Raw genomic sequence first — 24,240 nt, forward strand, 5'->3', positions numbered from 1 at the left:
ACACGAAGACTTAGCTACTAAAACATATAGGCCCTCACTACATAAGATGTGCATCTCGTACTACATGAGATGTACACCTCGTACTACATGAGATGCACATCTCATGCATGACATCCTTATTTGCCCTTCTCTTTAACCAATAGAGTTTAATACGAAAAGGAACTTTGCTCCAACTTCTTATCTAAAGAAGTAGAAAGAAACAAAACGACTGGTTTACAGACAATTTGTCATTTTACATATTTTATATGCAGACAATTTGTCCGAAATGTGCCAATGGCAAATCTTTTGCGCCTTCCCAAGTGTTATGAAACTGATAAAATAGAAAGGAGAACAAAATATGAACTTTAACAACTTTACCATTAAAGCGCAAGAAGCGGTGCAGGAGGCTGTGAACCTGGTACAAAGCCGTGGACAGCAAGCCATCGAGCCCGTGCATGTGCTTCAAAGCGTGATGAAAGTGGGTGAAAATGTCACCAACTTCATCTTCCAGAAGCTGGGCATGAACGGTCAGCAGATAGCACTTGTACTGGACAAGCAAATTGATTCTCTGCCCAAGGTATCCGGCGGAGAGCCATACCTGAGCCGTGAAACGAACGAAGTGTTCCAGAAGGCCACCCAATATTCCAAGGAAATGGGTGATGAATTCGTCTCCCTGGAACCGGTACTGCTGGCTTTGCTGAATGTGAAAAGCACTGCATCCACCATTCTGAAAGATGCCGGGATGACGGAACGCGAACTGCGGGAAGCCATCAACGAACTGCGAAAAGGAGAAAAAGTAACTTCACAATCCAGCGAAGACACTTACCAGTCATTGGAAAAGTATGCCATCAATCTGAACGAAGCAGCCCGCAGCGGCAAACTGGATCCCGTCATCGGCCGTGACGAAGAGATACGGCGTGTCCTGCAGATTCTGAGTCGGCGTACCAAGAACAACCCGATTCTTATCGGTGAACCGGGTACCGGTAAAACAGCTATCGTAGAGGGACTTGCCCACCGTATCTTGCGTGGAGACGTCCCCGAGAACTTGAAGAACAAACAAGTCTACTCCCTGGATATGGGTGCACTGGTGGCTGGCGCCAAGTACAAAGGCGAATTTGAAGAACGTCTGAAGGCCGTTATCAACGAAGTGAAGAAGTCGGAAGGAGACATTATCCTCTTCATTGATGAAATCCATACCTTGGTGGGTGCCGGCAAGGGCGAAGGTGCCATGGATGCCGCCAACATCTTGAAACCCGCCTTGGCACGCGGTGAACTGAGGAGCATCGGGGCCACTACCCTCGATGAATATCAGAAGTATTTCGAAAAGGACAAAGCGTTGGAGCGCCGCTTCCAGATTGTCATGGTGAACGAACCGGACACGCTGAGCACCATCTCCATTCTGCGTGGTCTGAAGGAACGTTATGAGAACCATCACCACGTACGGATTAAGGACGATGCCATCATCGCCGCCGTAGAGTTGAGCAACCGTTACATCACCGACCGTTTCTTGCCGGACAAGGCTATCGACCTGATGGACGAAGCCGCCGCCAAGCTGCGTATGGAGGTCGATTCCGTACCGGAAGAGCTGGACGAGATTTCGCGTAAGATAAAGCAGCTGGAGATTGAACGTGAAGCCATCAAGCGCGAAAACGACAAGCCCAAACTGGAACAAATCGGCAAAGAACTTGCCGAGCTGAAAGAGCAGGAAAACTCGTACAAGGCGAAATGGCAAAGTGAAAAGACCCTTGTCAACAAAATCCAGCAGAATAAGGTGGAAATAGAGAACCTGAAGTTCGAGGCCGACAAAGCAGAACGGGAAGGCGACTATGGCCGGGTGGCCGAAATCCGTTACGGCAAACTGCAAGCGCTGAACCAGGAGATTGAAGAAACGCAGCAAAAACTGCACGAAATGCAGGGTGACAAGGCCATGATTAAAGAGGAAGTGGACGCTGAAGACATCGCCGACGTAGTATCCCGCTGGACCGGCATACCGGTAAGCAAGATGCTGCAAAGCGAAAAGGACAAACTGTTGCATCTGGAGGCGGAACTGCACCAGCGGGTTATCGGGCAGGACGAAGCCATCGAGGCCGTATCCGATGCCGTACGCCGCAGCCGTGCCGGACTGCAAGACCCGAAACGTCCTATCGGCTCATTCCTTTTCCTGGGAACCACCGGTGTAGGTAAGACGGAATTGGCAAAGGCGCTGGCGGAGTTCCTCTTTGACGACGAGACGATGATGACCCGTATCGACATGAGCGAGTATCAGGAGAAACACAGCGTTTCCCGTCTGGTAGGAGCGCCTCCGGGATATGTGGGCTACGATGAAGGTGGACAACTGACAGAAGTCGTAAGGCGGAAACCGTATTCTGTCGTCCTATTCGACGAAATCGAGAAAGCGCATCCGGACGTATTCAACATCTTGCTGCAAGTGCTGGATGACGGACGTCTGACGGACAACAAAGGGCGTACGGTCAACTTCAAGAATACGATTATCATCATGACCTCCAACATGGGCAGCGGCTATATCCAAAGCCAGATGGAGAAGCTCAACAGTAGCAATAAGGAGCAAATCGTAGAGGAAACCAAAAAGGAAGTGATGAATATGCTGAAAAAGACCATCCGCCCGGAATTCCTGAACCGTATCGACGAGACCATCATGTTCCTGCCACTGACAGAGCCCGAAATCAAGCAAATTGTGGTGCTCCAAATCAAGAGTGTGCAGAAGATGCTTTCCGGTAACGGTGTGGAACTTGTTCTGACAAATGCCGCCATAGACTTCCTTGCCAATGCAGGGTATGACCCTGAATTCGGCGCCCGTCCGGTGAAACGTGCCATCCAGCACTATTTGCTGAACGACTTGTCGAAGAAGCTGCTGGCTCAGGAAGTAGACCGCAGCAAGCCTATTACAGTGGATGCCAATACCACTGACGACGGACTGGTTTTCAGAAATTAAAAGCAATCCGTATCCCCCAATAAAAGAGGCGATTCCCGACTATTGAGAATCGCCTCTTTTATTTTGTATTTCAATCCTTCTCCGATTACTCGGCCTTGCTTTCCTCCTTCGTTTCTGCCGCAGGAGTTTCTTCAAAATCCGTCATACCGCTTGCCACCAGCAAATTATACCAAACAATCAATTTCTTGATGTCGGACGGATATACGCGGTCGCGATCGAAGGTAGGCAATACCTCTGCCAGGTAAGCACGCAAGTCGTCAGCAGTAGCTTTCTTCAAATCCAGCACTACGGCAGCACCATTTTCCTTTTTCTTCATGGAAAGAAACACTTCCTTCAAAGGAACATCTTCCGTATCTGTATACATGGCGATATCGCCCAAAGAAATAATCTTCTCATTACCATAAGCAGGGAAACGCTTCTTGTCTGCAAGCGACTCTACAATCAACATATTTTTTCCCTGAGAAACAAGCTTATACAATCCCGGTTTACCGGAAATGGACAAAATAGTCTTCAACATAATATATTCTGTTTTGATGATTAGTAGTTATTTTTTTCGGGGGGCAAAGATAATGTAAGCCGAAGACAATACAAAATAAGCTTGCTTATTTTTATTGTTAAGGAGATGCCTATTTGCGTAACAGATAGTGCATTTTTTCAGATAGCGAACCGATTAGCTCTAAAACTTGCGGAATCAATGGGGTTTCGCCATCATTTACAATGACAAAATCTGCATATTTACGCTTTTCTTCGTCATTCATCTGGCTACGGATACGCTTTTCTATCAATTCGCGCGAGGAAGCATCCCGCCGGACGGCACGTAAAATGCGCACCTCTTCGGGCGCATAGACCATAACAATAGCATCCACTTCACCCGCAAACCCCGCTTCGACCAGAATGGCCGATTCTATACCGACAATGGGAAAAGCGGTGCGGCATTGTGTCCACCGCCTGAAATCCTCCTTTACACGAGGATGCACAATACAGTTGATTTCTTTGGCATGCTCCGGACTACCGAAAAGATAAGACGCCAACAAAGGCTTGTTCAGCGTGCCACCGGCATACACTTCCGCACCAAGCAAAGCTGACAATTCCTCGCGGATCAATGAATCGGATGCCATCAGCCTTTTCGTTTCCAAGTCCGAGATATAGACGGGAACACCCAGCACTTCCAACAGCCGGGATACCATACTCTTTCCACTACCGATACCACCGGTTATACCTATCTTAATCGCCATAATCAGGAGAAACTTGCTCTATCAGAAAATCCACTTGTGCCGGATTGAAGCGTACCTGGCTCACCCCTTTCGGCAGATTCTTAATCTTTACCGTATACTTGTCGGAACCCAGACGGAGCAGTTCCTCATAGGACACGTAAATATGAAAATCATCAGCGTTAATCTGCCTGAAATGACTCAGACCAACCTGAAACGTGACCTGCACCTTGGAAGGGAAAGCGCGCAGCACCTTGTCGGCAGGAAAGTTAACGCCACGCAACGGCACCTCCACTGTCTTTTCCGTATAAATATCCACCGGAAGCATCATCTCAATGGAAGAAGGCACAAACTTCACACCTTTCTGGATACGCAGGGGGACTTGCTGCCTCAAGGTATCCGATATATCTTCCAGCTTCACCGGTTGCGTATAGGCAACAGCAATCGTATCCAGCACGCCTTGCGGCGCATACACCAATACGGAATCGGGACTGAATATCGTATCCGAAAGATAATACTCACGTCCGGCACTCAGCGTGCCGCGCAGCTTCACCGGCACCAGTTTGGAGGCTCCCGTCGAATAGATGTACTCCAATGTATCCGGCTTCATGGAAAGCAGGCGGGTAGAGGCATTCAGCTGGTTCAGCACTTTCTTTTCAAACTGCGAGGGATATATCCTTACTTGATTATCCACGCCCTTATAATCGGCATAATCGAGAATAACGGGATAAAAGCTCTTTCCCAACATATAGTTGAGCAGTACCGTTCCCTTATCCTTTACCTTGATACGGAGTTCTGAAGCAGGTTCAGAGGTAATCACCACATTATTGGGCACTCCCTTCAGCCGCACCGGTATAGAAAAGTCCGCCTCATAGTCGTTGTTCAAGGTCTGCAAGAGCCAGAAGCCACCGGCTACAAAGAAAAAAAACAAAAAAATGAAGAACTCCCTGCTTTTATCGCTAAGCAGAAAGTCCTTCACTTCTCTTGATATCTTCAGATATGTACGTTGTATGTTCCTACGTTCAAACATAGGCTCACATTTCTATTATTTAGATGCCTGACTGCTGTTCGCATCAGCAGCTGCAGCAAAAATAGAATTCTTGTCTATACGAATCTTAACGTTAGAAGCGATTTCAAGCACCACATCATTGTCGTTGATTTCCTTGATAACACCATGGATACCACCAGCTGTGATTACTTTCTGATTCACTTGAAGCGATTTACGGAAGTTTGCTATTTCCTTTTGCTTCTTGTTTTGAGGACGAATCATAAAGAAATACATAATAACGAACATGGCTATCAGCATAATCCACATCATGCTACCACCACCGGCAGGGCCTGCAGCGGGAGCCTGCAGGAAGAATACAGTCATTAAGTTCATAAATACTCAGTTTTGGTTTCTATTATTAAACAAAGGTATTAGTTTTTCGTTAACTTACCTTCTTTTTTTAATTGATTAACTATTCCATCCAATGTACCGTTCACGAAGCTGCCACTTTTGGCCGTGCTGTAAACTTTGGCAATATCGACATATTCGTTCAACGAAACACTCACCGGAATGTTCGGGAAACTTAATATTTCGGCCAAGGCACACTGCATGATTACAACATCCATAAAGGCCACACGGTCCAAGTCCCAATTACGCGTATTCTCGCTGATGAGGTGACGGTAATAGTCACAGTTCAAGATGGCACGGCGGAACAAACGGCGTGCAAATTCCTGGTCTTCCTCATCCTTGAACTCTGGTAGAAGTTCCTGATTGGCACCATTCTTCTCTTCAAAGCGCTTGATGGTTTTCAGTACGAAAGTATCCACAATCTCCTTGTCGTCATTCCAGTAGAGGCTCTGGTCTTCGAGCACATTGTCCAAGGCTTCGTTGTTGAAGACAAAAGTCTTATACAGCTTTCTCCACAATTCACGGTCGTATTCGTAAGAATTGTCCGAAGAAGCCATATATTCCTTATATATATCTGATTCCACAATTTTCTCATACAATCCCTTGACAAAGTCTTCATCATTGGCCCACGTGCGCTTTTGGTTGGCAATGAATTCCGTCAATTGTTTGTTCACTTCCAACTGGGCTATGAACTTGTTTTCCACAAATTTCATGTTGGGATACAGCTCCTCGGCAGTGGGAGCCAGCTTAGCTTTTGCCGCATCAATACGTTTTTGTGCGTAGTTCGTCAAAGCTATCATCAGCATCAGCAGGTAGTTGTAGAGGTCGTATGCCTTTGAAAGGCTAAAGAACAATTCTTTCTCCGCTGAGTCTAAATTTTTACTGCCATTCTGATAATAAGCATATACAATCTGTATAATCTTAAGACGAATAAGAACTCTGTTGATCATAATTCTAAAGTAAATACTAGTGTTTTAACAAGGCGCAAAAGTAGGCATTTTTAATGAGTTTACATAAATAAATCACATTTTTTAATGCAGATATTGATTATCCGGTCTTTTTCTTTTGACAGTTTAAAAAAAATCGTCAATTTTGAGCCCGATAAAGAGCTAAAAGCTACGAGATACAAGTTTTAAGGTGATAATATCAAAATTGAGACCTATTATAATATGGAAGACTTTAAGAAGAAAAACGCAGCGGACATGAACGACAAGGAGATTGTATTCTCCCAATCCATCAAAGCAGGTAAGCGCATCTACTATTTAGACGTCAAGAAAAACAGAAAAGACGAAATGTTTCTCGCCATCACGGAAAGCAAGAAGATTGTGATGGGCGAAGGAGACGACTCGCAGGTAAGTTTCGAAAAGCACAAAATCTTTCTATACAAAGAGGATTTTGAAAAGTTCATGAACGGACTTCAGCAAGCCATCGGCTTCATCCAGGAACAGCAAGGCTGCTATACAAGACATACCACTGACGAAGAGGCTGAAAGTCCCGAAACGGGAAAAGAAGAACTGCCGAAAGAGGAAAAAGCGTCTTCATTGGAAGGAGAAATCAAGATAGACATTGAATTTTAAGTTATAACCTTTTGATAATTCAAAAAGAAGCTGTACTTTTGCACCGCTTTTTTGCAACATCGTGTGGCAAGCCACATCGTGTGATGGTGAATTAAGCAAAAAATTTACTTAATTTAGAGTAACACAAAAATTTTTAAAATGAAATCAATTGAAGTAAAAGGAACTGCAAGAACTATTGCAGAACGTTCTTCGGAACAAGCAAGAGCTTTGAAAGCTATTCGTAAAAACAACGGTGTACCTTGCGTACTTTATGGTGCAGGTGAAAATGTTCACTTCACTGTACCTGCAGAGGGTCTGCGTAACTTGGTTTACACTCCGCACATCTACGTAGTTGACTTGGTGATTGATGGCAAGAAAGTAAACGCTATCATGAAAGATATCCAATTCCACCCCGTAAAGGATACTATCCTGCACGTTGACTTCTATCAAATTGACGAGGCTAAGCCTATCGTTATGGAAGTTCCGGTACAGATGGAAGGTTTGGCAGAAGGTGTTAAGGCCGGTGGTAAGCTGGTACTCCAGATGCGTAAGCTGAAAGTAAGAGCTTTGTATAACGTAATTCCTGAAAGACTGATTATCAACGTTGCCCACTTGGGACTTGGTAAGACTGTTAAAGTTGGCGAATTGCAATACGAAGGATTGGAATTGCTGAATGCCAAAGAAGCTGTTGTATGCGCCGTTAAGCTGACTCGTGCTGCAAGAGGTGCCGCTGCTGCTGCAGGCAACTAATCGATTCTTTCCAAGAAAGACTAAATATTCGGGAACGCGGATTAACGCAGCCAACGCAGATTTCATACTGATTTCCGCGGAAAGTTGCGATAATCCGCGTTCTTTTTACGGCTCACGAGAGTGTATAATTCACCACAGATTACACAGATTTGCACAGATAGACATCTTTGATTATCGGTACATTAAATTCATTCTGTGTTAATCTGTGTAATCTGTGGTGAATACTAGTTTTAACACCCTCATAAACAGGAAGCACTGACTATGAAATATTTAATTGTAGGATTGGGCAATATCGGCCCCGAATATCACGAAACCCGCCATAACATCGGATTCATGGCAGTAGATGCTCTGGCCAAAGCAGCGGGTGCCACTTTTACCGACGGACGTTATGGTTTCACCACAACACTGTCAGTCAAGGGACGCCAACTGTTACTGCTGAAGCCTTCCACCTTTATGAACCTCAGCGGCAACGCCGTACGCTACTGGATGCAAAAGGAAAACATTCCATTGGAGAATGTGTTGGTAGTGGTAGATGACCTGGCACTGCCTTTCGGCACACTGCGCCTGAAAGGTAAGGGAAGCGATGCGGGACATAACGGCCTTAAGCATATTGCATCAACGCTGGGCACCCAGAATTATGCACGCCTGCGTTTCGGCATCGGCAATGACTTTCCCCGTGGTGGGCAGATTGACTATGTGCTGGGACATTTTACCGATGAAGATTGGAAAACAATGGATGAGAGATTGGAGACAGCCGGAGAAATCATCAAAAGTTTCTGCCTGGCAGGAATAGCTATCACCATGAATCAATATAACAAGAAATGAACGAAGCCAGAATTGACAAATGGATGTGGGCAGTACGTATCTTCAAGACGCGTACCATAGCCGCCGAAGCCTGCAAAAAAGGGCGCATCAGCATCAACGGCGCACTGGCAAAGGCTGCCCGTACGGTGAAGCCGGGAGATGTCATCCAGGTGCGCAAGCCCCCCGTCACCTATTCCTTCAAAGTACTGCAAACCATCGAAAAGCGTGTCGGCGCAAAGCTTGTTGCCGAAATGATGGAGAATGTAACGACTCCGGAACAGTATGAACTGCTGGAGATGAGCCGTGTTAGCGGTTTCGTCAACCGTGCCAAGGGTACCGGACGACCAACGAAAAAAGACCGCCGGAGTCTGGAAGAATTTACAGAACCGGAATTTCTGGATGATTTCGACTTTGAATTCGATTTTGAGGAAGAGTAAAAATAAGGGAAAGATTATGAGCGAGAGAATAATTAAATGGGGATTCATCGGCTGCGGAGAAGTGACCAAATACAAAAGCGGACCGGCATTCCAGAAAATAGAGAACTCCGAAGTAGTGGCCGTCATGAGCCGAAATGGCGACAAGGCCAAGACCTACGCCAAGGAAAGAGGGATTCCTAAATGGTACGACGATGCCCAGGAGCTGATTGACGACGAAGAGGTGAACGCCGTGTACATTGCCACTCCTCCTTCTTCACATGCTACGTACGCCATCATGTCCATGAAGGCAGGTAAACCGGTCTACATAGAGAAACCGATGGCCGTTACCTACGAAGAGTGCTGCCGCATCAACCGCATTTCCCAAGAAACGGGTATTCCATGTTTTGTCGCGTATTACCGCCGCTATCTGCCCTACTTCCTGAAGGTAAAGTCACTGGTAGAGGAGGGACATATTGGCAATGTCATCAACATTCAAATCCGCTTCGCCCAGCCTCCCCGCGACCTCGACCATAACAAGGAAAACCTGCCGTGGCGCGTGCAGCCGGACATTGCCGGCGGAGGATACTTCTATGACCTTGCGCCCCACCAGATAGACTTGCTGCAGGAAATCTTCGGATGTATCCTCGAAGCTAGCGGCTACAAGAGCAACCGTGGCAGACTATATCCTGCCGAAGACACCCTAAGCGCATGTTTCCAGTTTGACAGCGGACTAGTAGGCAGCGGCTCCTGGTGTTTCGTCGCCCACGAATCCGCCCGCGAAGACCGTATAGAAATCATTGGAGACAAAGGCATGATTTGTTTCTCCGTATTCACCTATGACCCCATTGCGCTGCATACGGAAAGAGGACGTGAAGAAATCATCGTCGAAAACCCCACCTACGTCCAGCAACCGCTTATACAGGCAGTGGTAGACCACCTGCTGGGCAAGTCCGTCTGCAGCTGTGACGGCGAAAGCGCCACTCTCACAAACTGGGTGATGGACAAAATACTGAACAAGCTCTGATTAACGACTATGAAGGTGTGCCTAAAAACTATCAAGAAGTAAGATGCCTTTTGTTTTGTCACACCTCCATGTCGAAACCTTCGCCTTTCTGACTGACTAATTCGTACACATCGGCACTCTCGCCTACAACCCATACCACATCGCCTTCTACAAAAGGTTCATGCGGGTCGGGAGCATGCAGGGTCTCCCCTCCCCGCTCCACACCGGCAATCAGGCAGTGATACTTCTCGCGTATCCCTGCTTCCTTCAAGGTCTTGTTCAGGAAAGGAGACTGCCCGTCCACACAGAACTGGCGCAGAATCATCTCACTCTTCTCTATCACATCCGTATTCATGGCAGACACCTTATCCATCTCCTTGCCGAAGACGTTCAGTTCCTCGTCCGTAGCAATCACTTGTATCTTGTCCTGCGGGAAAAGGCGGACAGACGCTCCGGGAATATTAATCCGTTTCTTGCCCCGAAGGATGGAGACCACATGGATGCCGTATTTCTTTCCGAAATTCAGCTCCGCCAATGTCCTGCCCACCCATGCCGACTCGCCGGGGATTTCAAAATCCGTCAGGTGCAGGTCGCGCGACAGCAGACGTCCCGCATACTCCGGTTTCTTCTCTCCCATATACTCGGCACGCATGTCGCGGTACCGCAGATTCTGGAAGAATGTCCTCTCTATCATGATGGACTGCTTCTTCAACTGGCGGGAGAGTATCATTAAAGTCACCAGCAACACCGCCACTCCAAATACCAGTCCCACAGACATCTTGAATAAACCGGCTATAACGAACATGACAAACGAAACACCCAGCAGCAGACGCAGTACAATGGTAGCCACCAACGGCGCCCGGTTTCCACGGTTATCCTTCCATAAAGTCACGAACTCCTCCGAATGATTCTTTTTAATCATGATAGCACGCAGAAACGGAGCTATACACAGAATGATGATAAAGGCAGCCAACAAAGAGCCCCATACCCCGGGCAGACTGTCGTGCACGAAAGGCACCAGAAAACGGAACGCCAAAGCTATCACCGCCACGCAAATGATAGAATATACAACCGTAATCCTGACTAGTGCAAATATCAGTTTCTTCCACAGACTTTCATGGTTCATCGTCTGCGAACCTGAAGCATAACGGGTCAAGAACTTTCTCCATTTTTCCGGCAAATGCGTATCCACAAGATTGGAAGCGGGGTCTGCCAAACGAATCATATAAGGAGTGAGGAAAGTGGTGATGACAGACACCGCCACCACAATAGGATATAAGAAATGGCTGGTGACATGCAGCGACACGCCCAGCGAAGCTATGATAAAGGCAAACTCACCGATTTGCGTCAAGCTGAAACCGCACTGCATGGCTGTCTTTAGCGGTTGCCCTGCCAGCAGCACACCCAGCGTCCCGAAAAGGGATTGCCCGAGGATAACCGCCAGAGTAATCACGACAATAGGTCCCGCATACTCCACAATCATGGCTGGGTCTACCATCATGCCGACCGATACGAAGAAGATGGCGCCAAACAAGTCCTTGACCGGCTTCACCAGCCGTTCTATGCTCTCTGCCTCTACCGTTTCGGCAAGAATGGAACCCATGATGAAGGCACCGAAAGCAGCCGAGAACCCCGTATGTGCAGCCATCACCACCATGCCGAAACAGAGTCCGAGAGAGACTATCAGCAAGGTTTCCTCGCTCATCAGCTTCCGGCACCGCTTCAGCAATCCGGGGATGAGGTAAATACCCACCACGAACCAAAGTATCAGGAAGAACAGCAGTTTGGCAATGCTCCCCAGCATCTCCGTACCCTCGAAGTTATGGCTGACTGCCATCGTGGAGAGCATCACCATCAATACGATGGCAAGAATATCCTCCAGGATAAGCACACTGAGCACCAGCCCCGTGAACTGTTTCTTGCGCATCCCCAAATCATCAAACGCCTTATAGATAATGGTAGTGGACGACATGGCAATCATACCGCCCAGGAAGATACAGTCCATCCGTTGCCAGCCGAACCCGGTACCTACCGCCACTCCCAACAATATCATACAAAAGATGATGGTACACGCAGCAATAATCGCCGCGCCTCCCACCTTCACAATCTTCTTGAAGCTGAATTCCAATCCCAGTGCAAACAGCAGGAAGATAACGCCTATATCCGCCCAGGTCTGTATATTAGCCGTGTCCATCACCGACGGTGTATAGGCCATGTGAGGGCTGGCAAGGAATCCTGCGACTACATATCCTAACACCAGCGGTTGCTTCAATTTCTTAAAAAGCAGGGTCATAATCCCCGCACAAATCAATATCAGAGCTAAATCAGCTATCAAAGGGGCTAAATGTGACATAACACTACTTATCTATTAATCAGAGACATACAACTGCAAAACTCTGCAATACATCTGCAGTGGCTCTGCAAAAGCCTTGCAGCGTCACTGCAACTGCTTTGCAGCAGCACTGCAAAAGGTATGCAGTAACTTTGCAGCAGTTGTCTGCACGATTCTACAACACTCCTTTCGAGCTTGGCAGTTCAAAGTGATAAATATCCCTCTTCACCGCCATCTTCAGCGCACGTGCCAACGCCTTGAAGATGCCCTCTATCTTATGATGTTCGTTCTGTCCTTCGGCTTTTACATTAAGATTCATCCGGGCAGCATCGCTCAAGGACTTGAAGAAATGCAGGAACATTTCCGTCGGCATATCTCCTACCTTCTCGCGCTTGAACTCGGCATCCCATACCAGCCACGGGCGTCCGCCAAAGTCAAGGCACACTTGGCAAAGACAATCGTCCATAGGAAGGGCATAGCCATAGCGTTCAATGCCCCGCTTACTTCCTAAGGCCTGATAAAGGCAGTCGCCCAGAGCAAGGGCGGTATCTTCGATGGTGTGATGCTCGTCCACTTCAAGGTCACCTTTCACACGGATGGTGAGGTCCATGCCGCCGTGCTTGCCTATCTGTTCCAACATGTGGTCGAAGAAGCCCAGTCCGGTCGCGATGTCACAATGCCCGTTACCATCCAGATTCAAGGATACGTATATATCTGTCTCCTTGGTAGTGCGACGTACTTCCGCCGTACGCTCACCGGCAAAGAGGAATTCGGCAACCTTATCCCAATCCCTGGTGGCGAGGGCGCAGTAATCTTCAAGTCCGTCACAAGCGGCACCGCCACCTTCGGAAACGGGTTTCAATGATGCCGTGTCATCTTGCAGAAGAATGGCACGGCAGCCCAGATTCTTTGCCAGTTCCACATCCGTAGGCCGGTCGCCAATGACGAAACTGTGGGACAAATCGTAGTCCGGGTTATCGAGGTATTTGGCAAGCATTCCGGTACGCGGCTTGCGGGTCGGTGCATTGTCGTCGGGCATGCTGCGGTCTATGCAGATGTCGTCGAAGGTGATGCCTTCGCCTTCCAATGTCTTCATCATCAGGTTGTGTGCCGGCCAGAAGGTCTCTTCCGGAAAGGAGGCGGTGCCGAGACCGTCCTGATTGGTCACCATTACAAAATCAAAATCCAGCTTGCTGCGGATGAAGCCAAGATTGCGCATCACTTTCGGATAGAACTCCAGCTTCTCCAGGGAGTCCAGCTGATAATCAATGGGCGGCTCAATGACTAAAGTCCCGTCACGGTCTATAAAAAGTAGTTTCTTCATTTTAAAGGATATTTTTTTTGAGGGAATAAAGGGAGTTATCGGGAGTTAGAAGGAGGTAGAAGGAGTTAGAGGAGTTAGAGCCGGTAGTTCTGCTTGCATAAGCATTACTTGTATAGAACAGCAGTATCGGCCTTTAACTCCCTTTTAATCCCTTTACCCCCCCTTTTACTCCCTTTAACTCCTTCTACATATATTCCTTCAGCGCTTCAATCAATTTTTCATTCTCTCCTCTCGTTCCCACCGTCACCCGCAGGCAATTTCCGCAGAGTGACACGGAGTTACGGTTGCGGACAATGATACCCTTGCCTACCAGATAATTGTAAATCTTCACGGCATCCGTCACACGGGCCAGGAAGAAATTGGCATGGGAAGGGAACATCTTCACCGTACATGGCAGTGCGGCGAACTCGGCTTCCAGATTCTCCCGTTCTTCTTTCAGTGTCTTTACCCAACGTTCTATTTCATAATAGCGGTGAAGCATTTCCACTGCCTGCTTCTGTGTCAGCAGGTTCACGTTATAGGGATATTTTATCTTACTGAGGATGCCGATAATATCCGGTGAGGCAAATGCCATACCCAGACGGATGGCAGCACATCCCCATGCTTTGGAAAAGGTTTGCAGTACAATGAGATTCGGATATTGATTCAAATTTTCAAGGAAGGAAGGTGCCTCGGAGAAGTCATTGTATGCCTCGTCCAGTATCACTAACCCATCAAACCGGCGAATCAGCGTTTCAATTTCGCTACGGAGCAGGTCATTGCCGGTAGGATTGTTGGGAGAGCAGATAAAAATCAGTTTGGTATGCTCATCCGCAGCAGCCAGAAGCTTGTCGGCAGAGAACTGGAAATCCTCATCGAGCAGCACTTTACGGTACTCCACATCATTAACGTCAGCACAGACTTGATACATGCCGTAGGTAGGGTCGATGGCCACTACATTATCCACACGGGGTTCACAAAAAGCACGGAACACCAAATCGATAGCTTCATCACTGCCATTCCCTAAGAAGATGGAATCGGGACTCACCTTTTTAATTTTAGACAATTCTGTCTTTAACTCCCGCTGCATGGGGTCGGGATAACGGTTGTGCGGCATGTTATAAGGATTCTCGTTTGCATCGAGAAAAACGGATGCCGCAGCACCATTATATTCATCACGTGCTGAAGAATAAGGCTTCAGACGCCAGATATTCGGACGGGTAAGTTCTTGTAATGTTTTCACCATGTTATTTATGATTTGACAATTTACGATTAAAATTACTTTAAGCCATCAGCTCTCAATTTTCAACTTTCCATTTCCATTTTCCAACTGCCCCAGTCTCACACTCACAGCATTCTTATGCGCATCCAGCTGTTCATTGGCAGCCATCAGCTCGATGGCAGGGCCGATGATATTTAATCCTTCCGGCTTTATCTCCTGAAAAGTTATCTTGCGGATAAAGCTGTCGAGGCTGACACCGCTGTATGCTTTAGCATAGCCGTTTGTCGGCAGGGTATGGTTTGTGCCCGAAGCATAATCTCCCGCACTCTCCGGAGTAAGAGAACCCAGGAATACGGAACCGGCATTCACGATACGTTCTGCCACGGAAAGATAATCCTCGGTTTCTATGATAAGATGTTCGGGAGCATACGCGTTGGTCAATTCAATGGCTTCTGCCATGCTGTCCACTACAATCAGTTTGCTATTGGCAAGAGACTTTTCGGCAATCTCTTTACGTGGCAGTAAGGCCAGTTGGCGTTCCACTTCCACCTTTACAGCTTGTTGCAATTCGACAGAGGTCGTAATTAATATAGCCTGACTGTCCACTCCGTGTTCTGCCTGGCTCAACAAGTCGGCGGCGACAAAAATCGGATTAGCTGTTTCGTCAGCCAAAACTTCTACTTCCGAAGGTCCTGCCGGCATATCTATCGCCACATCACGCAAGCTCACAAGCTGTTTGGCAGCCGTGACATACTGATTTCCCGGACCGAATATCTTGTAAACCTTAGGCACACTTTCCGTTCCGTATGCCATAGCGGCAATGGCTTGTATGCCGCCAGCTTTGAAAATCCGGTTGACACCTGCCACTTTTGCGGCAAACAGCACAGCGGGATGTACCTTTCCGTCACGTCCCGGAGGGGTGCAGAGAACAATCTCCTTGCATCCGGCAATCCTGGCGGGAACGGCCAGCATCAGTACCGTAGAAAACAGCGGAGCCGTTCCTCCGGGGATATACAATCCCACCTTTTCTATGGCAACCGCTTTCTGCCAGCAGGTCACCCCCGGCTGAGTCTGCACTTTCTTGCCCTCAAAGCGTTGTGCGGCGTGGAAAGTCTCGATGTTCTGCTTTGCCAGGCGAATAGCTGCTTTCAAGTCTTCACTCACCAGGTTTTCCGCTTCCTGCTGTTCCTCTTCCGACACTGCCAGCGAGGCCAACACCACTTTATCAAATTTTTCTTCATAATCCAGCACAGCACGGTCTCCCTCCTCCTTCACACGGTCAATAACACTCCGCACCGTATCAAACAGATTCTCCGTATTCATCACCGGACGTTTCAGAATCTCTTGCCACTGGGATTTATCGGGATTACTAATCAATATCATAATGACATGTTTTTAAAGATTTATGCATAAACCATGATATTATTGGAGGTGTGTCAAAACTCTCTGAAGACTTTCTATTAGGCGCTGATTACGCGGATTTCACGGATTCATTTTACCGATTCCGCGCTATTTCGCGTAATTCGTACCTAATGTCGTAACATAAAGAAAGCGTTTATATACTTTTGACACATCCTCGAGGCTTTAAATTATCATTTTCTCAATCGGCAGCACCAGAATGCCTTCTGCCCCCAGCGCTTTCAGCTTTCCGATAATCTCCCAGAAACACTTCTCGTCGAGCACCGTATGTACCGAGCACCAGCCTTCTTGTGCCAAAGGCATTACCGTGGGGCTCTTCATGCCCGGAAGTACAGAGACAATCTCATCCAGTTTCTCTTTCGGGGCATTCATCAGCACATATTTCTTATCTTCGGCTGTCTTCACGGCATCCATACGGAACAACAGCTCCCTCAATATCTCTTGCTTTTCCTCGCTCATGTTCTTGTTGCCAATCAGTAGCGCTTCGGACTTCATCACAACCTCCACTTCCTTCAAACGGTTGCTCACCAGCGTAGAACCGGAACTTACAATATCGAAAATAGCATCTGCCAGACCGATGCCCGGCGCCACTTCTACCGACCCCGTAATGACGTGTATCTCCGCATTCACCCCATTCTCTTTCAAAAAGCCGGAAAGGATACCCGGATAAGATGTCGCAATCTTCTTTCCGTGAAACCACTTCACCCCCGGATACTCAATATCCTTCGGCATGGCAAGAGACAGACGGCATTTGCTGAATCCCAGACGCTTGATTATCTCCGCATCCTCATTCTTCTCAACAAATTCATTCTCACCCACAATGCCTATATCAGCCACCCCAGTAGCCACAGACTGCGGAATGTCGTCATCCCTCAGAAACAACACTTCAAGAGGAAAGTTTGACGACTGCACCAACAACGAGCGCTTCATGGCACTCAACTTTATATCCGATTCTCCCAAAAACGACATGGTCTCGTCATACAGACGACCCTTAGCTTGTACTGCAATTCTTAACATAAGGTTATTTACTATTTTACGATTTACTATTTACTATTTTGAATGAGATGACAGAAAACAAAACGAGGCTTACCAATATTCGGTAAGCCTCGTCTGTTATGTCATCTGTTGTACATATACACTCATACGCCCACCGAGTTATTCGTTAGGATGATGATGGTGATGATGTGCAACGATATTCTTCATATTTTTTGGATTTTAATGCGACAAAAGTAAACTAAAAGTTTGAAACTCCAAAAGATTTATCACAAAAAGTTTATTTTTTCTTTCAAATTCATCTTAGTTCACCACAGATTACACAGATTTGCACAAATTATTTTTATTCCAATCTATGCAAATCTGTGTAATCTGTGGTGAAACAATTAAATCAACGGCAATATTTCCTCCTGCTCTACTTCGCAGCTATGGAAATGCATTTCCGCTTCCGCCTTCTCCTTCGGAAAGGTAAAGTAGGTGCAAGTGGCTTCTGTGCAAAGTTCGCCCATGCTATTATACAGGCGTGCTTCTATGATAGCAATATTCCGCTTCTGCTCGCGAAGCGAAGCCCGCAGCACCACATGCGTGTCGTTGGTCGATATGGATTTGCGGAAGCGGGTTTCCATTTTCGATGTCACCCCGCCGGTCTGCAGCTTGCGGAACACGACCCAGCCGCAGATTTCGTCCAGCAATACGGACTGGATGCCTCCATGCAACGTATTCAGCCACCCTTGATACTCCGGACGCGGCTTCCAGATGCTCACCACCTCGTCACCGTCCTCATAAAACTCCATTCTCACACCGGCTTCATTGTCGGGAGAGCAACCGAAACAGTTGTAGCCCTCCATATCTTTCCACGGATTGATAATCTTCTTCATATCGTATTCTTCTTTATCTGGTTTTGATTCATAAAGTCTCTCAATAAGACGTTCAATATTAGTCATTCCGATTGAGAACTACAAATTATTGATGCCTTTTTCAGAGAAAAATTAGCGGGATACTGTTCAAAAACCGGTTATTTTATTTAGCTTTGTATAAATGAGAGAGAACAACAAGATGCAAAGAGGGGCCTTTTTCTGCTTATGGATATTATTTACATTCTCATTGTTTGCGCAAAACAAGGAGAACGGTTCTGTCGCATGCGACAGCATCGTATATAAAAATACCTTCAGAAAAGCATTGAAGAAATTCCTCAACTTCAGCGACTTCGACACTACCTATATCAGTCCCAACCGATACAATTACGCCCTGATGCTCGACCATTTCACCAATTACGAATACTACTCTGTGGGCAATGACGACCAGCGGCTCCGTTTCTCGCCCAACCCTCACAACAAGATAGGCGCTTACTTCGGATGGCGTTGGATATTCCTGGGATGGGCTGTCGACACGGACTGGCTCTACGGAAAGAAAAGCAAGAAAAAGCGCGGCACGGAGTTTGACCTCAGCCTTTACAGTTCCAAACTGGGAGTGGACATTTTCTACCGTAGCACCGGAAACGACTACAAGATACACAAGGTATCCGGCTTTTCCGACGAGATTCCCTCCAATTATTCCGAAGACTTCAACGGATTGAAAGTAAAGATGAAGGGATTGAATCTGTATTACATTTTCAACAATCGGCGTTTCTCCTATCCAGCCGCCTTCAGCCAGTCCACCAACCAGCGCCGCAATGCAGGTTCTTTCATTGCCGGATTCTCCGTATCCACCCACAATCTGGACTTCGACTATACCAAGCTGCCCCAAATCATTCAGGAAAACATGAATCCGGGCATGAAGGTGAAGCACATCAAATACACGAACATCAGCCTCAACGTCGGCTATGCCTACAATTGGGTGTTTGCCCGCAACTGTCTCGCCTGCCTGTCGTTCAATCCGGCGGTCGCCTACAAGACATCGCGCATAGAGAAGACCGAAGAACGGGAAGCGGACGACTGGTACAAGAACTTCAATATCGACTTCATCCTGCGTGCAGGCGTGGTATACAACAACAGCAAATACTTCGTGGGTACCTCATTCGTAGGCAGGACATACGACTACTACAAGAACAGTTTCTCCCTGAACAACGGGTTCGGCATCCTCCAAGTATACGCCGGATTCAACTTCTATCTGAAAAAGGAACACCGGAAAAGTAAGAAATAGGATAACCGGACTTCACCCCTCTCAGAAGCTGTAAGCACACTCCACCCCTACTATATTCTTCCGCTTATCCTGCTCCCACTGCCTGCAATAAAAGAGGTCCGCCTCCCAGCGCCCGGACAGAGGCAACGTGATTCCCCCGCGATAACGCATCCGTTTCACCCCGAAATGCTCGGTCCTGTTCAGACCATTATACATCTCGACCGAAGCATACGGCTCCAGCTTGCACTTCGGAATGTCATAGGCAAACTTCGCACGCGAACGCAAGCGGAACTCATCCCTATGCCCATCGAACGTATGCTGAAAGCGCTCACGCAAAGACAGTTTCACCCTTTGCACACGGGCAGACAGAGTGCCTTCCAAACGGTAGCGGTGCCGGAACTTCCAGCCATCCGCCCCCCGGTTGCGGTAATGCGTCTCATACCCGGCTCCAAGCTTCAGGAAAGGCAACAGCTTATAGCTTCCCCCCACCTTCAGCCCCCACCGGTCTGTCTTTCCCAAATCATCCTTTGTACGCCACTCCAGCCCACCGGAAACAGTAAATGCCGGCTTCAACTTATATTCGAAACCGACATTCGCCCAAGTGGCAAAATCCTTCTCCTGCGCCCGCAGGGAAAAAGACGAAACACCCAGCAACGAAATCAGCAAAACGAGTGCTTTCGTGCACGAAGATATATTACTTACCATAAGCCGTTTTTTGTTAAAGCGCCAAAGGTAAGGATAAATTCTGTAACAATTCTGTAATACTACAAATCTTGTCTGCACATTTCCGATACTTCAATAATACTTAAAAACAGAAACCGAGATATAAAGTTTCTCCGTTCATCCATACAAAAGTTCCGGGAATCAGCAAAGCGCATTTTCCCGGAACAACAATACCTATTGAAAACTTTCCGGTCTGTATCCGACAGACCACGAGACTTAGTCTAAGGTTAATCAGTTTCTCTATTCATCCAAAGTCTTCATCCACGACTCTATTTTTTCCACCATCGGAAGTTCATAAAGATACAGCCAATCGCTGTTATTGGTCATTGCAGCAAGATGGCGGTGGTGATTCTGGTCGGCAATATACCCCTCGGGATTGCTCATGAAGCGGGTTTGCGAATATACAGATTCAAGCTCCGCACGCATCTCCTTAAAATAAGAACACACCTTTTTAATCTGCCTCAGACTTGCCGCACGCTCATCCTCTCCGTTCGCTTTATCATAGTTTTCCAAAGCCATCAATAACCGTACCGGATAGTTCAGCAAACGTCCGGTCTGCTCATAAATATCCAATGTATAACGATTGCGCAAAGCATGGGATTCTGCGTCCTGCAATCCTTTGGTTATTCTTTCATAGCGCGCGGCTTCAATACGGGCAGAATCCAATCTATTCTCGTACTTCCTGCTCCACTTTCCCGGCGCCCCGGCATCAGGCAGTTCTATCAAGGTAAAAGCCTCGGTCACTCCCCAAGCCGGATTCCTCGAACCGGAAACAACCAGCACTCCGTCAAAGAAAAAGGCGGCTTTCTCCATCTCTGCCAGAAAATCCATCTGTTTCCGTTGCAAACCAAACTCACGCCGGGCATGCGCTGTGATGAAATCTTCTATCGTCCTCCCGCCGGGATGCCAGCCATACTCCCCTTGCGCTATGAAACCGCGCATAACAGTTTCCAGATGGGCCGAGCCGTCATCCCATGCCGTGGTCAAAATTCCCTCCAACTGATTTTCGGCAACCAAAGCGCAAAAATCCTTGATATACTGTACCCTGGAATTATTACGCGGTATAAACGGAGTTTCCCCGGTAGACGCGGAAGTAGCTCCCATCACCTTCAGACCTTTCTTATGATACCAATTAAGCAGCATCCGATGTGGCAGAATGGTAGGGTCTTCGTAATGCCAGCGCATGTAGATGCAGTTCTTGGGAAACATATCTATCGCTTTATCCAATTCCGCCGTATTCCAGTTCTTCATGACTTCATCGTCCGGCACATTGCGGTGCAGAAGCCACCACAGATTGGCATATTTCAACGGCATATCGTCCCAGAATATAGGAGTCCGCCCGTGTGCCACCGCAAAATCGCATACCTTTTTAAGCCACTCCATCTGCAACTGAAAAGCCGTTTTGCCGGTTGCCTTACAACGCTCATCAATGCCGATGGCCGATATTTCATCGCCGCCTATATGGAGGTATTTGCTTTGTGGCATCGCTTCCATCGCATCCCGATAGAGGTCGAACAGAACTTCGTATGTGCGGGGATTGGAAGGACAGAATTCCCAATCACTCTTTTCACTCTCGCGCAGCTCCCAGTGGTGCTTCAAGATGAAACTGGCGTGTCCCAACCCTTGCACCAGAGGGCTGATGTTGATGTTCCGTTCTTCGGCATAGCGGCAGATGGCTTGCATTTCCTGCTTGCCGATGGCGTTTGGCGCACCCACTTCGGGACGACGGGTATAGCGCAGCTTGTCCTCCAGCTCCCATATCACGGCATTCACTTTATACCTTGCCAGTTTGTCAATCATGCGATAATAGTATTCCGTCCGGTCCAGATGATGTTTTGTATCCAGATGTACGGCGCGATAGGCTATAGCCGGATAATCCGTAATTTTCATCGCCGGTATCTCCAATGAAAACTGATGGCTGTCTTCCATCAGCTGCTCCAAGGTCTGGCAACCATAAAACAGTCCGGCATGAGAACGGGCACGGATGGCAACCCCTTTGGAAGAGACTTCCAATACATACCCTTCGGGAGATGCGGGCACATCCTTTCCGGTCATTGAGAGTGTCACGCCTTTTACCCCTTTCACCGCATATCGCGGAAGCGCATCCAGCATATTTCCCAGAACCGGGATTTCTCCTTCCCCTTTCATGGTGACAAAAGAGAGTTCACCGGCACTTATGCCTTTCCCTTTCTGAATTTCCATCTGCTGCGGCAGAGGCAGTATCTGAAATCGTTTATCCAGACCGACAGCACTCATCCTTACTGACAATCCCAGCAAAAAGAGCAATACAAATATTTTTTCAAGTTTAATCATAATCATCCTTTTTTAATATTCAGCAGAAATCTTTTTCAACATACCTTGTGCTTCCGTCACTATTTCCCCTGCGAATCTTCCCGAAGTCAACGTAAACTTCTGCACAACGGGATTCATCAGATTGGTGGAGAGGATGCGCATTTTTTCATAATCCTGTATACCTTCGCGAAGCAATTCAAGACGAATGCTCGACAAGGGGACTGAAGACAAAGAGTTGTCACTGCGATAAATCAGGCTGAAATCCCCCGCCGTGTTATTTCCATCCCTCACATCCTGCGGGTCGGCCTTGGTCCAATAATCGTAAGCCCATCTCAAGAATCCGTTCAATCCTTTGGCTTTGGCATACCAAGCCACCCACACCATCTCTGCCGGATTGTTATCCAGACTTACATAGGCATTGGGGATGCTCTGCGCGCAACTGGTATAGAAAGTGGCAACAGCATTCGTCGATGTGCGGTCATATCCCAAAATGGTGCTGTAGTCATAAAAAGCACTCTCCACATCGGAGGAGACGGCACTACCGGCAAGTCCTATTTTCCAATCCGGATTGTGCTGCTTTATGAAAGATACCACCTGCCGCATTTCATCTTCCCTGATTTCGTCCATATAAAGAACAGTCTTTTCAAACCAACCCTTCGTTTTAAGATGACGCTCAAAGGAATCCAGAAACTCATTCCAAACAGTCCGGTATTCGTCACTCCCCACTGTCAGCTTCAACGTCCGGGCTTCGCCCGAAGCATCGGTATATCCGATGGAAGTGTTCCATCCCACCAGAGAAAAACAACTGATTTGTCTGCCAATCCCCCACGACATCATCTGAGCGACAAACTTGTCGAAACCGGTATAGTCGAAGCTCCATTTCCCATCAGCAGCCTCATGCCACTTAACCATGGTTTGACCTTTGTTGAAAGCGCCGTCCTTGATATAGGCAGTGATAACCTTTTGTCCGGCATCAGCCAGCAACTGATAGAATGGTTTCACCAGAGTGAAATACTCACTCGAAAAAGGAGTAACTTTTTGCCCATTATCAGCACACAAGCCGGACAGCTGGAAAGGGAACTGCCATAAATCCAAATGGAAAGCCCATTCGCTCACCGGAGGCAAGGCATGATTGACAACCAGCAACCTTACCGTGAACGTCAGTTGCACCTCACCACCCGATTTTACGGTGACCGTGCCTTCGTACTCTCCAGGCGCGGTGCCCGCAGGAATGTCGGCAGTCAGCCAAAGTTTTACCGGTTCCGAAGCAGTCACTGTTCTGACTGCCTCTTCGGACAACTTATCCGCAATCTGTACCGAAGTATGCGTGCGGTATTCATTGCAAACAAGAGCCTTTTCATCTCCCAACACATAGGATGGAAAACGCAAATGCAGATTGGAAGAAGCAATACGGTTGCCGCCGGACAGCAGGTCGCCGATTTCGTACGTCAAGTCATCATACCGTTTTGATTCCGTCCAAAGCACAATCTGCTTATGCACGCGCTCATTCTGCCATACGGTGTCTTTCCATACCGTAGTCACCAGCCTATCATCCTCCTGCCCGGTGAACTTCTGTCCTTTAGCATATCTCACAAACTTACTTTCAAACGAGCCTTTCAAAGTCTCCGAAGGGGTAACGGGCGGCTCGGGATTGACCGGCAGTTCCGGTTTTTCAGTGTTTCCGGATGGCGCCTCGTCCGAACAAGCACTCGTTCCAAGGGAGAAAAAGAACAAAGAAGACAATAATAATGTAATTTTTTTCATAAG

Annotated in this window: 21 protein-coding genes; 7 read left to right on the forward strand and 14 right to left on the reverse strand. The window is 47.6% G+C overall.

Going from position 1 to position 24,240, the window contains the following annotated elements; all coding sequences use genetic code 11:
• Positions 1-337: 337 nt before the first annotated feature.
• The gene (gene clpB, locus DXD65_RS12105) at positions 338-2,932 is read left to right on the forward strand and encodes an ATP-dependent chaperone ClpB (RefSeq protein WP_117887672.1); all 2,595 of its coding nucleotides are present in this window, start codon (positions 338-340) and stop codon (positions 2,930-2,932) included.
• Positions 2,933-3,017: 85 nt separating this feature from the next.
• Here the strand turns inward: clpB and DXD65_RS12110 are convergent, their stop codons facing one another.
• The 5 genes from DXD65_RS12110 to nusB all read right to left on the reverse strand — a co-directional run bounded on the left by DXD65_RS12110 (position 3,018) and on the right by nusB (position 6,489).
• Positions 3,018-3,449 carry a DUF5606 domain-containing protein gene (locus DXD65_RS12110; RefSeq protein ID WP_005832700.1) on the reverse strand — a complete coding sequence of 144 codons (432 nt, stop codon included), beginning with the start codon at positions 3,447-3,449 and terminating at the stop codon, positions 3,018-3,020.
• A 109-nt stretch (positions 3,450-3,558) separates the two neighbouring features.
• Entirely contained in the window at positions 3,559-4,167 is a 609-nt protein-coding gene (gene coaE, locus DXD65_RS12115) for a dephospho-CoA kinase (protein WP_044469102.1), read from the reverse strand.
• Positions 4,157-5,173, reverse strand: a complete 1,017-nt coding sequence (locus DXD65_RS12120; RefSeq protein ID WP_005831792.1) for a YbbR-like domain-containing protein — start codon at positions 5,171-5,173, stop codon at positions 4,157-4,159. The genes coaE and DXD65_RS12120 overlap by 11 nt, the downstream gene beginning before the upstream one ends.
• A 15-nt stretch (positions 5,174-5,188) precedes the next feature.
• A complete protein-coding gene (gene yajC, locus DXD65_RS12125) occupies positions 5,189-5,524 on the reverse strand; it encodes a preprotein translocase subunit YajC (RefSeq protein ID WP_005831794.1) in 336 nt (111 codons plus the stop codon).
• Between the two features lie 38 nt (positions 5,525-5,562).
• A complete protein-coding gene (gene nusB, locus DXD65_RS12130) occupies positions 5,563-6,489 on the reverse strand; it encodes a transcription antitermination factor NusB (RefSeq protein ID WP_005831796.1) in 927 nt (308 codons plus the stop codon).
• Positions 6,490-6,708: 219 nt separating this feature from the next.
• On the opposite strand from nusB, the gene DXD65_RS12135 reads away from it, so the two are divergent.
• From DXD65_RS12135 to DXD65_RS12155, 5 genes are all read left to right on the forward strand, one after another.
• Positions 6,709-7,116: a PUR family DNA/RNA-binding protein gene (locus tag DXD65_RS12135; protein ID WP_005831798.1), complete on the forward strand. Its 408-nt coding sequence runs from the start codon at positions 6,709-6,711 to the stop codon at positions 7,114-7,116.
• A gap of 138 nt (positions 7,117-7,254) precedes the next feature.
• Positions 7,255-7,845, forward strand: a complete 591-nt coding sequence (locus DXD65_RS12140; RefSeq protein WP_005831799.1) for a 50S ribosomal protein L25/general stress protein Ctc — start codon at positions 7,255-7,257, stop codon at positions 7,843-7,845.
• Positions 7,846-8,106: 261 nt separating this feature from the next.
• Positions 8,107-8,670 (forward strand): aminoacyl-tRNA hydrolase, encoded by a 564-nt coding sequence (gene pth / locus DXD65_RS12145; protein ID WP_117887673.1) that lies wholly within the window; start codon positions 8,107-8,109, stop codon positions 8,668-8,670.
• Entirely contained in the window at positions 8,667-9,086 is a 420-nt protein-coding gene (locus tag DXD65_RS12150) for an RNA-binding S4 domain-containing protein (protein ID WP_008665410.1), read from the forward strand. Before pth ends, DXD65_RS12150 begins: the two co-directional genes overlap by 4 nt.
• A 16-nt stretch (positions 9,087-9,102) precedes the next feature.
• On the forward strand, positions 9,103-10,089 hold the full coding sequence (locus DXD65_RS12155; protein ID WP_117887674.1) for a Gfo/Idh/MocA family protein: 987 nt from the start codon (positions 9,103-9,105) through the stop codon (positions 10,087-10,089).
• Between the two features lie 58 nt (positions 10,090-10,147).
• Here DXD65_RS12155 and DXD65_RS12160 read toward each other — a convergent pair whose 3' ends face one another.
• The 6 genes from DXD65_RS12160 to DXD65_RS12185 form a co-directional block, all read right to left on the reverse strand.
• Positions 10,148-12,421 carry a cation:proton antiporter gene (locus DXD65_RS12160; protein ID WP_117887675.1) on the reverse strand — a complete coding sequence of 758 codons (2,274 nt, stop codon included), beginning with the start codon at positions 12,419-12,421 and terminating at the stop codon, positions 10,148-10,150.
• A 154-nt stretch (positions 12,422-12,575) separates the two neighbouring features.
• Positions 12,576-13,724 carry a bifunctional histidinol-phosphatase/imidazoleglycerol-phosphate dehydratase HisB gene (gene hisB / locus DXD65_RS12165; RefSeq protein ID WP_117887676.1) on the reverse strand — a complete coding sequence of 383 codons (1,149 nt, stop codon included), beginning with the start codon at positions 13,722-13,724 and terminating at the stop codon, positions 12,576-12,578.
• 184 nt (positions 13,725-13,908) lie between these two features.
• Positions 13,909-14,949 (reverse strand): histidinol-phosphate transaminase, encoded by a 1,041-nt coding sequence (gene hisC / locus DXD65_RS12170; protein ID WP_117887677.1) that lies wholly within the window; start codon positions 14,947-14,949, stop codon positions 13,909-13,911.
• A gap of 45 nt (positions 14,950-14,994) precedes the next feature.
• The gene (gene hisD, locus DXD65_RS12175; protein ID WP_044467624.1) at positions 14,995-16,308 is read right to left on the reverse strand and encodes a histidinol dehydrogenase; all 1,314 of its coding nucleotides are present in this window, start codon (positions 16,306-16,308) and stop codon (positions 14,995-14,997) included.
• Positions 16,309-16,509: 201 nt separating this feature from the next.
• The gene (hisG, locus tag DXD65_RS12180) at positions 16,510-17,361 is read right to left on the reverse strand and encodes an ATP phosphoribosyltransferase (protein ID WP_044467625.1); all 852 of its coding nucleotides are present in this window, start codon (positions 17,359-17,361) and stop codon (positions 16,510-16,512) included.
• A 362-nt stretch (positions 17,362-17,723) separates the two neighbouring features.
• On the reverse strand, positions 17,724-18,215 hold the full coding sequence (locus tag DXD65_RS12185; protein ID WP_005832726.1) for a PaaI family thioesterase: 492 nt from the start codon (positions 18,213-18,215) through the stop codon (positions 17,724-17,726).
• A 160-nt stretch (positions 18,216-18,375) separates the two neighbouring features.
• On the opposite strand from DXD65_RS12185, the gene DXD65_RS12190 reads away from it, so the two are divergent.
• Positions 18,376-19,479, forward strand: a complete 1,104-nt coding sequence (locus DXD65_RS12190) for a DUF4421 domain-containing protein (protein ID WP_394810581.1) — start codon at positions 18,376-18,378, stop codon at positions 19,477-19,479.
• A 21-nt stretch (positions 19,480-19,500) separates the two neighbouring features.
• Here DXD65_RS12190 and DXD65_RS12195 read toward each other — a convergent pair whose 3' ends face one another.
• The 3 genes from DXD65_RS12195 to DXD65_RS12205 all read right to left on the reverse strand — a co-directional run bounded on the left by DXD65_RS12195 (position 19,501) and on the right by DXD65_RS12205 (position 24,237).
• Entirely contained in the window at positions 19,501-20,163 is a 663-nt protein-coding gene (locus DXD65_RS12195; protein ID WP_005832731.1) for a DUF2490 domain-containing protein, read from the reverse strand.
• A gap of 258 nt (positions 20,164-20,421) precedes the next feature.
• On the reverse strand, positions 20,422-22,494 hold the full coding sequence (locus tag DXD65_RS12200) for a family 20 glycosylhydrolase (protein WP_117887693.1): 2,073 nt from the start codon (positions 22,492-22,494) through the stop codon (positions 20,422-20,424).
• Between the two features lie 12 nt (positions 22,495-22,506).
• Positions 22,507-24,237 carry a DUF4091 domain-containing protein gene (locus DXD65_RS12205; RefSeq protein WP_057281731.1) on the reverse strand — a complete coding sequence of 577 codons (1,731 nt, stop codon included), beginning with the start codon at positions 24,235-24,237 and terminating at the stop codon, positions 22,507-22,509.
• Between the last annotated feature and the right edge of the window lie 3 nt (positions 24,238-24,240).

The sequence above is a fragment of the Bacteroides sp. 4_1_36 genome, from assembly GCF_003466325.1.
GTDB lineage: Bacteria > Bacteroidota > Bacteroidia > Bacteroidales > Bacteroidaceae > Bacteroides > Bacteroides uniformis.

Excerpts from the sequence above, each read along its gene's own strand:
- clpB (WP_117887672.1), top strand. The coding sequence starts at position 338 with ATGAACTTTAACAACTTTACCATTAAAGCGCAAGAAGCGGTGCAGGAG.
- DXD65_RS12110 (WP_005832700.1), bottom strand. The coding sequence starts at position 3,449 with ATGTTGAAGACTATTTTGTCCATTTCCGGTAAACCGGGATTGTATAAG.
- coaE (WP_044469102.1), bottom strand. The coding sequence starts at position 4,167 with ATGGCGATTAAGATAGGTATAACCGGTGGTATCGGTAGTGGAAAGAGT.
- DXD65_RS12120 (WP_005831792.1), bottom strand. The coding sequence starts at position 5,173 with ATGTTTGAACGTAGGAACATACAACGTACATATCTGAAGATATCAAGA.
- yajC (WP_005831794.1), bottom strand. The coding sequence starts at position 5,524 with ATGAACTTAATGACTGTATTCTTCCTGCAGGCTCCCGCTGCAGGCCCT.
- nusB (WP_005831796.1), bottom strand. The coding sequence starts at position 6,489 with ATGATCAACAGAGTTCTTATTCGTCTTAAGATTATACAGATTGTATAT.
- DXD65_RS12135 (WP_005831798.1), top strand. The coding sequence starts at position 6,709 with ATGGAAGACTTTAAGAAGAAAAACGCAGCGGACATGAACGACAAGGAG.
- DXD65_RS12140 (WP_005831799.1), top strand. The coding sequence starts at position 7,255 with ATGAAATCAATTGAAGTAAAAGGAACTGCAAGAACTATTGCAGAACGT.
- pth (WP_117887673.1), top strand. The coding sequence starts at position 8,107 with ATGAAATATTTAATTGTAGGATTGGGCAATATCGGCCCCGAATATCAC.
- DXD65_RS12150 (WP_008665410.1), top strand. The coding sequence starts at position 8,667 with ATGAACGAAGCCAGAATTGACAAATGGATGTGGGCAGTACGTATCTTC.
- DXD65_RS12155 (WP_117887674.1), top strand. The coding sequence starts at position 9,103 with ATGAGCGAGAGAATAATTAAATGGGGATTCATCGGCTGCGGAGAAGTG.
- DXD65_RS12160 (WP_117887675.1), bottom strand. The coding sequence starts at position 12,421 with ATGTCACATTTAGCCCCTTTGATAGCTGATTTAGCTCTGATATTGATT.
- hisB (WP_117887676.1), bottom strand. The coding sequence starts at position 13,724 with ATGAAGAAACTACTTTTTATAGACCGTGACGGGACTTTAGTCATTGAG.
- hisC (WP_117887677.1), bottom strand. The coding sequence starts at position 14,949 with ATGGTGAAAACATTACAAGAACTTACCCGTCCGAATATCTGGCGTCTG.
- hisD (WP_044467624.1), bottom strand. The coding sequence starts at position 16,308 with ATGATATTGATTAGTAATCCCGATAAATCCCAGTGGCAAGAGATTCTG.
- hisG (WP_044467625.1), bottom strand. The coding sequence starts at position 17,361 with ATGTTAAGAATTGCAGTACAAGCTAAGGGTCGTCTGTATGACGAGACC.
- DXD65_RS12185 (WP_005832726.1), bottom strand. The coding sequence starts at position 18,215 with ATGAAGAAGATTATCAATCCGTGGAAAGATATGGAGGGCTACAACTGT.
- DXD65_RS12190 (WP_394810581.1), top strand. The coding sequence starts at position 18,376 with ATGAGAGAGAACAACAAGATGCAAAGAGGGGCCTTTTTCTGCTTATGG.
- DXD65_RS12195 (WP_005832731.1), bottom strand. The coding sequence starts at position 20,163 with ATGGTAAGTAATATATCTTCGTGCACGAAAGCACTCGTTTTGCTGATT.
- DXD65_RS12200 (WP_117887693.1), bottom strand. The coding sequence starts at position 22,494 with ATGATTAAACTTGAAAAAATATTTGTATTGCTCTTTTTGCTGGGATTG.
- DXD65_RS12205 (WP_057281731.1), bottom strand. The coding sequence starts at position 24,237 with ATGAAAAAAATTACATTATTATTGTCTTCTTTGTTCTTTTTCTCCCTT.